The organism is Mycobacterium appelbergii, assembly GCF_032883035.1.
GTDB lineage: Bacteria > Actinomycetota > Actinomycetes > Mycobacteriales > Mycobacteriaceae > Mycobacterium > Mycobacterium appelbergii.
In genome coordinates, this window is the sequence record NZ_JAMQTH010000008.1 from 58,477 (window position 1) to 69,397 (window position 10,921).

12 protein-coding genes are annotated in these 10,921 nt (G+C 66.6%); 7 read left to right on the plus strand and 5 right to left on the minus strand.

The genetic code is table 11. The annotated features are described in order from the left end of the window. Together M1247_RS19165 and M1247_RS19170 are read left to right on the plus strand one after the other, a co-directional pair. On the plus strand, positions 1 to 816 hold the full coding sequence (locus tag M1247_RS19165) for a class I SAM-dependent methyltransferase (protein ID WP_317157971.1): 816 nt from the start codon (positions 1 to 3) through the stop codon (positions 814 to 816). A 22-nt stretch (positions 817 to 838) separates the two neighbouring features. Further along, complete coding sequence (locus M1247_RS19170; RefSeq protein ID WP_317157972.1) at positions 839 to 1,900, plus strand: phosphotransferase family protein; 1,062 nt, start codon at positions 839 to 841, stop codon at positions 1,898 to 1,900. Positions 1,901 to 1,982: 82 nt separating this feature from the next. Here the strand turns inward: M1247_RS19170 and M1247_RS19175 are convergent, their stop codons facing one another. Beyond that, positions 1,983 to 2,744 carry a sulfite exporter TauE/SafE family protein gene (locus M1247_RS19175; RefSeq protein ID WP_317157973.1) on the minus strand — a complete coding sequence of 254 codons (762 nt, stop codon included), beginning with the start codon at positions 2,742 to 2,744 and terminating at the stop codon, positions 1,983 to 1,985. Positions 2,745 to 2,935: 191 nt separating this feature from the next. Between M1247_RS19175 and M1247_RS19180 the strand changes: the two genes are divergently transcribed. Continuing rightward, positions 2,936 to 3,454, plus strand: a complete 519-nt coding sequence (locus tag M1247_RS19180; RefSeq protein ID WP_317157974.1) for a 2-isopropylmalate synthase — start codon at positions 2,936 to 2,938, stop codon at positions 3,452 to 3,454. Positions 3,455 to 3,504: 50 nt separating this feature from the next. Here M1247_RS19180 and M1247_RS19185 read toward each other — a convergent pair whose 3' ends face one another. Continuing rightward, positions 3,505 to 4,986 (minus strand): cytochrome P450, encoded by a 1,482-nt coding sequence (locus tag M1247_RS19185; protein ID WP_317157975.1) that lies wholly within the window; start codon positions 4,984 to 4,986, stop codon positions 3,505 to 3,507. A gap of 124 nt (positions 4,987 to 5,110) precedes the next feature. Between M1247_RS19185 and M1247_RS19190 the strand changes: the two genes are divergently transcribed. Both M1247_RS19190 and M1247_RS19195 read left to right on the plus strand, forming a co-directional pair. Next, a complete protein-coding gene (locus tag M1247_RS19190; RefSeq protein ID WP_317157976.1) occupies positions 5,111 to 5,779 on the plus strand; it encodes a TetR/AcrR family transcriptional regulator in 669 nt (222 codons plus the stop codon). A gap of 9 nt (positions 5,780 to 5,788) precedes the next feature. Next, positions 5,789 to 6,652 (plus strand): SDR family oxidoreductase, encoded by an 864-nt coding sequence (locus tag M1247_RS19195; RefSeq protein WP_317157977.1) that lies wholly within the window; start codon positions 5,789 to 5,791, stop codon positions 6,650 to 6,652. Here M1247_RS19195 and M1247_RS19200 read toward each other — a convergent pair. Genes M1247_RS19200 through M1247_RS19210 form a run of 3 tightly spaced genes read right to left on the minus strand, consistent with a single transcriptional unit; the run spans position 6,649 to position 9,570 of the window. Beyond that, the gene (locus M1247_RS19200) at positions 6,649 to 7,827 is read right to left on the minus strand and encodes an AAA family ATPase (RefSeq protein ID WP_317157978.1); all 1,179 of its coding nucleotides are present in this window, start codon (positions 7,825 to 7,827) and stop codon (positions 6,649 to 6,651) included. The two genes, M1247_RS19195 and M1247_RS19200, sit on opposite strands and share 4 nt — an antisense overlap. Positions 7,828 to 7,836: 9 nt before the next feature. Next, positions 7,837 to 8,958: a DNA polymerase IV gene (locus M1247_RS19205; RefSeq protein ID WP_317157979.1), complete on the minus strand. Its 1,122-nt coding sequence runs from the start codon at positions 8,956 to 8,958 to the stop codon at positions 7,837 to 7,839. A gap of 3 nt (positions 8,959 to 8,961) precedes the next feature. Then, a complete protein-coding gene (locus M1247_RS19210) occupies positions 8,962 to 9,570 on the minus strand; it encodes a TetR/AcrR family transcriptional regulator (RefSeq protein ID WP_317157980.1) in 609 nt (202 codons plus the stop codon). Positions 9,571 to 9,657: 87 nt separating this feature from the next. On the opposite strand from M1247_RS19210, the gene M1247_RS19215 reads away from it, so the two are divergent. Beyond that, positions 9,658 to 10,200, plus strand: coding sequence for an NADPH-dependent FMN reductase (locus tag M1247_RS19215; RefSeq protein ID WP_317157981.1), 543 nt, complete (start codon positions 9,658 to 9,660; stop codon positions 10,198 to 10,200). Positions 10,201 to 10,669: 469 nt separating this feature from the next. Beyond that, positions 10,670 to 10,909 (plus strand): redoxin NrdH, encoded by a 240-nt coding sequence (locus M1247_RS19220; protein ID WP_317157982.1) that lies wholly within the window; start codon positions 10,670 to 10,672, stop codon positions 10,907 to 10,909. The last annotated feature ends 12 nt before the right edge of the window (positions 10,910 to 10,921 follow it).

Sequence of the window (10,921 nt, forward strand, 5' to 3'; positions counted from 1 at the left end):
ATGAACGCCGTCATCGCAGACCGCGAGCTTGAGGCCAAACACCGGGCCCTGTGGGCTCTCGGTGACTACTCGGCGATAGCCGCCCACATAGTCGCGCCGCTGGGGTCCATCCTCGTCGACGCCTGTGGCATCGGACCCGCTGACCGGGTGCTCGACGTGGCCGCAGGTACGGGCAATGTCGCGATCCCCGCGGCGGCCACCGGAGCGCGGGTCACCGCCAGTGACCTGTGTCCGGAACTGGTCGAGCAGGGTCGGCGACTGGCCGCCGAACGTGGTGTCACACTGGACTGGGAAGAGGCCAATGCCGAAGCATTACCGTTCGGTGACAACGAGTTCGACGTCGTCGTGTCCTGCATCGGCGTCATGTTCGCGCCACACCACCAGCAGTCCGCCGACGAACTGGTCCGGGTGACTCGCCCGGGAGGACGGATCGGGCTGATCAGTTGGACCCCGGAAGGTTTCATCGGCCGGCTGTTCGCCACGATGAAGCCCTACGTCCCTGCGCCACCGCCGGGAGTGTCGCCGCCGCCGTTGTGGGGCGACGAGGAACACCTGTGCTCGCTGCTGGCCGATCGGGTGGGCGACGTCGTCGCGCGGCGGCGCACCCTGGCGGTCGACATGTTCGACGACGGCGCCGCGTTCCGCGACTACTTCAAGGCGAACTACGGGCCGACGATTTCGGCTTACCGGGCGATCGAAGGCGATGCCGATCGCGTCGCGGCGCTCGATGCCGACATCGCCGCGCTCGGGGACCGGTACCTGACCGGATCTTCGATGGAGTGGGAGTACCTGCTGACTGTTGCGCGTAAGAGGTGATCACGGCTGGCACCATGACTGCATGTCCGATGACGTGCAGCAGCTGCCAACACTCAGTGATGCCGATCAAGCCGCGCTGCAGCGGTGGATACGGAGTCAGGGGATCGGTTCGACCCTCACCGATGTGGCGCCGTTGACCGGTGGAACGCAGAACATCGTGGTGGGCCTGCGTGTCGACGGGCGTCCCATGGTGCTGCGGCGTCCCCCCGCCCATCCCCGGCCGACCAGCGACAAGACGATGCTGCGTGAGATCGCGGTATTGCGCACGTTGGCCGGATCTCCGGTGCCTCATCCCGGCTTCATCGCCGGATGTCCCGACCTCGATGTCCTCGGGGTGGTGTTCTACCTGATGGAACTCGTCGACGGATTCAATCCGGGCACCGAGGTGGCGCCGGCGTATCAGGACGCCGATCTACGGCACCGGGTGGGACTGTCGTATGCAGGCAGCCTGGCCCAACTCGGCAACGTCGCCTGGGAAGACAGTGAGCTGGCTGCCATCCGGGCGCCCGGATCCTTTCTGGCGCGCCAGGTTCCGCAGTTCCTACGGCTGTTGGAGAGCTACCGGCACGAGAACTACGCGCCCGAATCGCTGCCCGCAGTAGGAGAGTTGGCGCAATGGCTGGAGACGAACCGCCCGCCCGAGAGTGAACCCGGCATCATGCACGGCGATGCGCATCTCAACAATGTGCTGCTGCGGCGGGAGACCCCGGAGTTGGCCGCGTTCATCGACTGGGAGATGTGCACGATCGGTGACCCGTTGCTGGATCTGGGCTGGATGCTGGTGTGCTGGCCCGACGAGCCCAATCCGATCAACGCGGGCTCGGCACTGGCCGAACTCGGCGGGCTGGCCAGCCGGAGTGAGTTACTGGAGGCCTATCGCGACGCCGGCGGGCGTGAGACGTCGACACTGCCCTGGTACCTCGCGCTGGCGTGCTTCAAGCTCGGCATCGTGATCGAGGGCACCTGGTCGCGCTATCTGGCGGGACGGGCGAGCCGGGAAGCAGGCGAGCAGTTGCATGCCTCGGCGGCGAACCTGATCGAACTCGGCACCCGGGTCACCAAAGGAGATAACCCCTTCGCCTGACGCCCTTCTTCTCACGCCGAGCAGACAGCTAGGTACCCCGCCGCGCTGGATTTTGGGTGCAGAAGTGTCTGCTCGCGGGGGGTCAGTAGGTGTCGACGGCCAGCTTGACCGCCAGCGCCACCCCGGCCACACCGATGAGCACCCGCAGCGGCGTGGCGGGTGCGTGGCGGACCACGATCGGGCCCAGCCGGGAGCCGATCAGGCATCCGAGTGCCAGCGGTATGACGGCGGGCCAGTACACCGGCGCGAAGACCACGAACGCCGCGGCGGCCACCGCGTTGGCGACACCGAGGATGACGTTCTTGCCGGCGTTGGCGTGGGCGAGCGTCGTGCCACTCGCACGCAACATCAGGGCCAGCAGCAGCACCCCGGCGGCTGCACCGAAATAGCCGCCGTAGATCGTGATCACGAAAATCGCGACGGCTTCGAGCGTGACCCGGATGGTGTGATCGCGATGCCTGGCGACCCTGGCCTCGCGGTGTTCCCTGCGGGGCAACAGGATTGCCACCGACGCGAATGCCAGCAGGATCGGCACCACCCGCTCGAATCCCTCGGCCGGCGTGGACAGCAGCAGCGCTGCACCGACCGCACCACCCAGCACGGCAACCGGGATGATGCGCTTGATCCACGGGCCCTGACCGGCCAGTTCTGGCCGCGAGCCCCATACCGATCCGACGCCGTTGAACACCACGGCAACGGTGTTGGTCACGTTGGCCGTCACGGGCGGCAGGCCGACCAACAGCAGCGCGGGATAGGTGGCCACCGAGGCCAGGCCGGCGATACTTCCGGTGAGTCCGCCGACGATCCCGGCGACGAAGAGCAGCGCAATGTCCCAGAAGGTCATGCGGCGTCCACGCCGCCGAGGTTACTGAGCGAAAGTGTTTGCCTAACCGTCGGGGGAGCGTCTAGCATCACCAACGTGCCGAGGCGACTCGTAGTAGCAACCCGCAGCGGGGTCTGATCAGGACCGACCCCTCGCTGTGGGTCTTGTGCTACCTCGTCGGTCAATCCCTCTGATCAAGAGAAGACCGGCACATGCACACCTCTTCGGCCACACAATCCGCGTCATTCGCCGCCAGCTTTGCCATGCCGCTGCCACGCGGGCTCCGCGAGGCAGGGCAGGTGACCTCCTGGGACGGGTTTCTCGCCACGTACGCACCCTGCTCTGGACCGTTGCGGCTGGGCAACTGGACCTGCACCGACGGTCAGGGCCCGGCCCGTCGGCTGGGACCGCAGGTCCGCAACTATCAGGCCACCCTGGCCATCGGTGACACCATCTGCACCTCGAGTGCCGCAGCCAGCGGTCCGGTGGGCGCACTCACCGCGATGCTCCATGAGCGCGGGATCGCGGTGGAAACCACGTCGTTCCACCAACTTCCGACCGGCGGGCAGACCGCCACATTTCTGCGGGGATCCGACGGCACGCGCACCGAGTGGGCGATGGGACTTGACGGCGATCCGGTGCAATCAGCGCTGCGCGCCGTCATCGCCTGCGCCAACCGGTTGATGTCCACCGCCGGAACCGCATTCCCGGTCGTCAATCGTCTGGATTAACGACCGGGAATGCAGTTCCGCGGAAGCGGCGGCGGCAGAAGTCGCGGGCCTCAGCGCAACGGGCGCAGCACCAACGGCATCCCGTCCATCGGCACGGGCATGCCGCCGTAGTCCCACCGCGGCTGGTAGCCCGGTCGGGCCAGTTCCAAGCGGTACTGGCGCAGCAGACGGTGCATCACGGTCTTGACTTCCAGCTGGCCGAACACCATGCCGATGCACTTGTGGGCGCCGCCGCCGAACGGGGCGAACGCATAACGGTGCTTCTTGTGCTCGTTGCGGGGTTCGGCGAACCGGGCCGGATCGAATTTGTCCGGGTCCGTCCACAGCTCGGGCAGCCGGTGATTCAGCCCCGGCCAGATCACCACATTGGTGCCGGCAGGCACGTAGTAGCCGAGCAGGTCGGTGTCACGCACCGTCTGGCGCATGTTGAACGGCAACGGCGTCACCATTCGCAGTGACTCGTTCATCACCAGGTCGAGGGTCTCCAACTTCTCCAGCGCTTCGATGTCCAGCGGTCCGTCGCCGAGCCGGTCGGACTCGTCGCGGCAGCGTTCCTGCCACTCCGGGTTGGCGGCCAGGTTGTAGGCCATGGTGGTGACGGTCGACGTGGTGGTGTCGTGGGCGGCCATCATCAGGAAGATCATGTGGTTGACGATGTCCTCGTCGGTGAAGCTGTTGCCGTCCTCGTCGGCGGTGTGACACAACACCGTGAGCATGTCGGTGCCCTCGGCCTTGCGACGTTCCCGCACACGCTCTTCGAAGTAGTCTTCGAGCACCTTGCGTGCCCGCAGGCCCTGCCACCATTTGAACGGGGGCACCGAGGCCCGGATGATCGCGCCGCCGGAACGGGTTGTGGTGGCGAAGGCCTGGTTGATCTTGGTGACCAGATCATGGTCGGTGCCAGGCTCGTGGCCCATGAACACCACCGACGCGATGTCGAGCGTCAGCTCCTTCATCGCGGGGTGGAACAGGAATCGGGGATCGTTGGCGACCCAGTCGTTGTTCACGACGTCGGTGGCGACCCGGTCGATGTGCTCGACGTAACCGGTCAGCCGGGTGCGGGTGAACGCCTCCTGCATGATGCGCCGATGGAACATGTGTTCCTCGAAGTCGAGCATCATCAGCCCGCGGTTGAAGAACGGGCCGATGACCGGATGCCAGCCCTTCTGCGAGTAATCCTTGTTCCGGTTGGAGAACACGGTCTGGGTGGCGTCGGGACCGAGCGCGACGATCGAGGGCAGCACCGGCGAATCGGCGAACGCCACCGGCCCGCGCGTTTCGTACAGGTGGCGCACGAACTCGGGGCCGCCGCGGAACAGTTCGATGATGTGTCCGAGCACCGGCAGGCCGGAATCACCCATGATCGGTTTGAGGCCGCTGCCGGCGGGCGGCTGGGCCAGCGCATGTTGCTTCCAGTCGTGCGCCAGCAACCTTTTCTCGATCGCGGCCATGCCCGGAATCGTGTTCACCGTCGGGGTGAACCGCCTCTTGGCCTGGTCGACCAGATAGTGCGGGGTGCTGATGGTGGCCATGTACCGCTCCTGACGCCGTCGGACTGCAAGTCTGTGGTGAACGTCACCTGACCCCATCCTGGATGGCAGACTTGACGCATGTCAAGTTTTGATCTGGCGGGCCGCGGTGCAAAGGTTTAACCCCATGACCGCCGAATCCGTACCGGAGGGCAGCCACCGCAGCGCCGGCTCGAGCGCACCTGCCCAGGAACGTCGCAGCCGCGGCGACCGTCAACGCGATGCCATCGTCACCGCGGTGCGGGAACTGCTGGAAGAGCGGTCATTCGCCGACTTGTCGGTCAGCGCCATCAGTGAGCGGGCCGGGGTCGCCCGCTCGGGCTTCTACTTCTACTTCGACACCAAATACGCCGTGCTGGCGGTGATCGTGGCCGAAGCGATGGAGCAACTCGACGCGCTGACCCACAACTTCGCACCCCGCGAGCCGGGCGAGTCGCCGGCGACGTTTGCCAAACGCATGGTCGGCAGCGCAGCCGCGGTGTTCGCCACCAACGATCCGATCATGTCGGCCTGCACCATCGCGCAGAACACCGACGCGGCGATCCGGGATCTGATGAACGACTACGAGGATGCGGTGATCGCCAAGATCGTCGGCGTGGTGGAGCAGGACGACGGCGCCCAACCGATCTCCGAGGACATCCCCGCGCTTGTCCGTACCCTGACCGCGACGACCGCCATGACGCTGTCGCATGACTCCGCATTCGTCGGCCGCGGTGATGACCCGCTACGCGCCATCGACGTGTTGGAGCGGCTCTGGCTCAACGCGCTGTGGGGTGGGGCGCCGACGGTACGGTAAGGTACCGCCATGGCGCAGGGGAGCGACTTCCAGGGGAAACGCTGTTTCATCACCGGTGCGGCCAGCGGCATCGGACGCGCCACGGCGCTGGCCCTGGCGGCTCAAGGCGCCGAACTGTATCTGACCGACCGCGACGCCGAGGGGCTCACCCAGACCGTCGCCGACGCCAGGGCGCTCGGCGCGCAGGTGCCTGAACACCGCGTGCTCGACATCTCCGACTATGACGCGGTGGCCGCTTTCGCCGCCGACATCCATGCCGCGCATCCCGCAATGGATGTGGTGCTCAACATCGCCGGGGTATCGGCCTGGGGCACCGTCGACAAACTCACCCACCAGCACTGGCGCTCGATGATCGACATCAACCTCATGGGCCCGATCCACGTGATCGAGACCTTTCTGCCGCCGATGGTCGAGGCGCGCCGGGGTGGACACCTGGTGAATGTGTCCTCGGCGGCCGGGATCGTCGCGCTGCCATGGCACAGTGCCTACAGCGCAAGCAAATACGGCCTGCGCGGGCTCAGCGAGGTACTGCGCTTCGATTTGGCCCGCCATCGCATCGGGGTGTCGGTGGTGGTGCCGGGTGCGGTGAAAACCGGTCTGGTGCAGACTGTTCAGATCGCCGGAGTGGACCGTGACGATCCACATGTGCAGAAGTGGGTGGACCGCTTCGCCGGGCACGCCGTCTCGCCGGAGAAAGCGGCCGCCAAGATTTTGGCGGGCGTTCGGCGCAACCGCTTCCTGATCTACACCTCGGTGGACATTCGCGCGCTGTATGCGTTCAAACGCGTCGCGTGGTGGCCCTACAGCGTGGCGATGCGGCAGGTGAACGTCCTGTTCACCCGGGCGTTACGGCCCAAATCTGCACGACGCTAACGCTTCCCCCAGTTCCAGGCCGGAGTGGACAGCATGCCCAGGCCGGTCACCCTGGTTTCACCCCACTGCTTGTACAGTTCCACCTCCACCGCGCTGCCACGGTCTTCGTCGGCCACCGGTGTGGTGTTCAGGAACTCCAACAGCGCGCGCGAATGCGTGACCACCAGGACCTGCGTGTGGGCTGCGGCGGTGCCGATCAGCGTGGCCAGTGGCCGGACGAGATCCGGATGCAGCGAGGTCTCCGGCTCGTTGAGCACCATGAACGACGGTGGCCGGGGACTCAGCAGGGCCGCCGCCCACAGCAGGAACCGCAGTGTGCCGTCGGATAATTCGGCAGCGCGTAACGAACGCAGCATGCCGCGCTGGCGCAACTGCAGGTCGAACAGGCCGTCGTTGACCGCGACCGAGACGGTGGCGCCGTCGAATGCCTCTGCCACCGCCCGGGGCAGATCGTCTCGTCCGGTCTCGATGATGGTCTGCACGGCCGCAGCGATGTCGGCGCCATCGTCGGAGAGCACCGGGGTGCGGGTGCCCACCTGCGGCCGGCGGGCCGGCGCGCCGGCATCGACGCGGAAGCCGTCGTAGAAGCGCCAGGCCCGCAACCGGTCAGAGACCGTCGACAGTTCCGGAAGAGCTTGCGGGTGCGCGTATTCGGCGAGCACGCTGCGGTACGACGGCAGCGACCGGCTCAGCTCGTCGAACCCGCGCCCCGATTCCGAGGCGGACTCGGCGAATTCTCTGGTGCGGCGCACCAAGGTTGAGCTGGGACGCAGCACCGGCCCGGCGAACACCACTTCACGTTTGATCTCCGGATCATGGGCGAAGGCCGACGGTTCGCCGCCCGAGCCGGCCATCTGCGGCAGACCCAGGTCCACCAGGTAGCCGAAATCATCACCGGCGAAGCCGAGTTCGAGTGACACCGGCCGAGTCCGGGTGGTGCCCTGCGCCTCGTCCGAGGGTTGTTCCGGCCCGGCCCACAGCACCGACTGCAGGCCGCCTTCCCCGGCGAGCGATCCGATCACCTGCCCACGGCCGCAGTCGGCCAGCAGTCGCAGCCCGCGGTAGAGCGAAGACTTGCCGGTGCCGTTGGCGCCGGTGACGACGGTGAGGTCGGTCAACGGCAGGATCAGCTCACGCAGGGAGCGATACCCGCGGATGGCGACGGTCTGCAGCATGGAGCGATGCTATTGGCCCGCGGTGACAACGGGGCCGGTGGTATCCGCCTGGTCCATCGCCAGCTCGAGCCGCACACCGAGCAACCGGATGGGCCGGTCGAGTTCGAAGAGGTCGAGCACGGCCAGCGCGGTATCGGTGATCAGTTCGGTATCGGTGCTGGGCGCGGGCAGCTTACGGATCTTGGTACGGGTGTAGAAGGTGTTGGTGCGTACGGTCACCGCGACCCGGGTCACGATGCGATTCTGTTCGACCACCTCGGCGAGGGTCTGATGCGCCAGTTCCCGGACCGCGGCATCGATCTCGGCGCGTTCGGTGAGGTCCCGGGCGAACGTGATGACGTGACTGCGCGACCGCGGCACCCACGGCTGTGCGCTCACCTCTGTATCGCCACCGCCTTTGGCCAACAACAGGATCCACAACCCGGTGCTGGGCCCGAACGTGGCGGTCAACGTGGTGGCGTCGGTGGCGGCGAGATCGGCCACCGTGGTGATTCCCAGCGACGCAAGATTTTTGGTGGTCTTGGGCCCGATGCCCCACAGGGCGTCGGTGGGCCGGTCGCCCATCACGGTCATCCAGTTCGCCTCGGTGAGCACGTACACACCTGGGGTTTTATCTGCTCCTCGCGTGCGCGCCGGTTCATCTGCTCCTCGCGTGCGCGCCGGCTTTGCCAGGCCGGTCGCCACCTTGGCGCGTTGTTTGTTGTCGCTGATGCCCACAGAACACGACAATCCGGTCTCGGCGGCCACCACGGTGCGGATCCGTTCGGCCAACTCGACCGGGTCGGCGACGTCGGCGCCGAGATAGGCCTCATCCCATCCCCACACCTCGAGCGGATGTCCGAGATCGCGCAGCAGACCCATCACCTGCTCGGACGCGGCGTCATAGGCGGCCGGATCCGATGGCAGAAAGGTGGCGTCGGGGCAGCGTCGTGCCGCGCTGCGCAGCGGCATGCCTGCGTGCACGCCGAACTCCCTGGCCTCATAGGAGGCGCAGGTCACCACCTTGCGGGGCTCGGTGGGATCGCCGTTGCCGCCGACGATGACCGGCAGGCCTTCGAGTTCGGGCCGGCGCCGCAGTTCCACCGAGGCCAGGAACTGGTCGAGGTCGACGTGCAGCACCCAGGCCGTCACGGGTCACCGACCACACAGCTTGCAGGCGGTGTCCGCCCATGCGGTGTCCAGTTCGTCGAGAGTGCGGCCGCGGTCGATGAGCTGGTGCGCAACATAATCGGCGTCCAGCAGTGCGGTTAGGGCGTCGGCCTGGGCGTCGAGATCGCCGGTGGTGCCCGCCGCGTGCAGCAGCATGCGCACGTGCGACCGGTGCAGTAACGCCGGACCGGAGAACCGCGTCTGCGGGTCGCGCCCGGCATCGGACAGCAGTGCGTGGTGGCAGTGGACGAATCGCAACCGGGCGCGACCGTAGGCCAGGAGGCGCTCCAGGGGCGGCGCGCCAGGGCCCAGGGGAGGAGGGCCGAACATGAACGCTTCCTGGTGAGCGTGCTCGTCCTCGTCGAGCAGCACCATCATCAGGGCGGCACGGCTGCCGAAGCGGCGGAACAATGTGCCTTTGCCGACGCCTGCAGCGACCGCGATATCGTCGGTGCTGACCGCGTCGGGGCCACGTTCGGCGATGAGCCGGCGTGCGGCATCGAGTAGAAGTAGACGGTTACGCGCTGCGTCGCCGCGCTCTGGTGGCCCCGAGTCGGTGACCGCGAGCTTGGCGGGGCGGTCGGAGGCTGCCACCCCTGCACTTTAGCTCAGCCGGAATTAATCGGACCACGGTCCGGTTGATTCGTGAGACCATCGCCTCCGACGAAAGGGATTGTGAACATGGCCGAGACCAAGGTGCTGGTACTGGTGGGGAGCCTGCGCGCAGCGTCGATCAACCGACAACTCGCCGAGCTCGCCGTGGAGGCGGCACCCGACGGCGTGGATCTGCGGATCTTCGACGGACTGGGAAATCTGCCGTTCTACAACGAGGACATCGATACCGAGGATGTGGCCGACTCGGTGCGCGCGCTGCGGGAGGCGGCTGCCGGAGCTGACGCGACGCTCGTGGTCACCCCTGAATACAACGGCAGCATCCCGGCCGTGTTGAAGAACGCCATCGACTGGCTGTCGCGGCCGTTCGGCAACAGTGCGCTCAAGGACAAGCCGCTGGCGGTCATCGGTGCCGCGCTGGGCCAGTACGGCGGTGTCTGGGCCCATGACGAGACCCGCAAATCGTTCGGCATCGCGGGGCCCCGGGTGGTGGAGGATCTCAAGCTGTCCATCCCGTCCAAGATCCTCGACGGTGCTCATCCGCGTGAGCACGCCGAGGTTACGGCCAGCGTGCGCGACGTCGTCGGCAAGCTCGCCGCCGAGGTTGGCTGAGAATTGTTCCTGAGGCCGCCGGCCGAGTCGAATTGGACTCAGCCGGCGGCCTTTGCTATTGGGCCGGCGCGGTCCGCGGGGACGGCAAGGTTGTCGGTGGCTGGTGGTAGACCTGGGAGTACATCGCGACACGCGCTCGGATGTGGCCTGCGACACGCCGGAGGCGGGGTCTCCGGCAAGCTTACGACCTGGGAATTTCAAAAATGTTATTCAGAACATCTTGTATGGCTTTAGCCCCCGGGGCACTAGGTGTAGTGTCTTGGAGACCGACAGGCCACCAGAGTTCGGAAGCCCGCCGGAGCGCAGCGAATCCGGCGAAGTCGGTTTCAGGACCGGTCGGGGAGCAGCCTCTCGGGTACGGGAATTTTGGCGGTCTGACGGTCGCTGAACCACAGCGATGCTCCAAGTCCGACCAGTTGCCAGTCAGTGTCTAGATTTCTTCACTTACCGCAAGAGGAGCCGTGCCGAGATGACAGTCACCGTGTACACCAAGCCCGCATGCGTGCAGTGCAACGCCACCTACAAGGCGCTGGACAAGCAGGGCATCGCCTACGAGAAGGTCGATATCAGCCTGGACGCCGAGGCCCGCGACTATGTCATGGCGCTCGGTTACCTGCAGGCTCCTGTGGTGGTGGCCGGTAACGAACACTGGTCGGGCTTCCGTCCCGATCGCATCAAGGCGCTCAGCGCGGTTTCGGTCAGCGCCTAGCGGGGGTCAACC

Coding starts and splice junctions, on each gene's coding strand:
- M1247_RS19165 (WP_317157971.1), top strand. CDS start 1: ATGAACGCCGTCATCGCAGACCGCGAGCTTGAGGCCAAACACCGGGCC.
- M1247_RS19170 (WP_317157972.1), top strand. CDS start 839: ATGTCCGATGACGTGCAGCAGCTGCCAACACTCAGTGATGCCGATCAA.
- M1247_RS19175 (WP_317157973.1), bottom strand. CDS start 2,744: ATGACCTTCTGGGACATTGCGCTGCTCTTCGTCGCCGGGATCGTCGGC.
- M1247_RS19180 (WP_317157974.1), top strand. CDS start 2,936: ATGCACACCTCTTCGGCCACACAATCCGCGTCATTCGCCGCCAGCTTT.
- M1247_RS19185 (WP_317157975.1), bottom strand. CDS start 4,986: ATGGCCACCATCAGCACCCCGCACTATCTGGTCGACCAGGCCAAGAGG.
- M1247_RS19190 (WP_317157976.1), top strand. CDS start 5,111: ATGACCGCCGAATCCGTACCGGAGGGCAGCCACCGCAGCGCCGGCTCG.
- M1247_RS19195 (WP_317157977.1), top strand. CDS start 5,789: ATGGCGCAGGGGAGCGACTTCCAGGGGAAACGCTGTTTCATCACCGGT.
- M1247_RS19200 (WP_317157978.1), bottom strand. CDS start 7,827: ATGCTGCAGACCGTCGCCATCCGCGGGTATCGCTCCCTGCGTGAGCTG.
- M1247_RS19215 (WP_317157981.1), top strand. CDS start 9,658: ATGGCCGAGACCAAGGTGCTGGTACTGGTGGGGAGCCTGCGCGCAGCG.
- M1247_RS19220 (WP_317157982.1), top strand. CDS start 10,670: ATGACAGTCACCGTGTACACCAAGCCCGCATGCGTGCAGTGCAACGCC.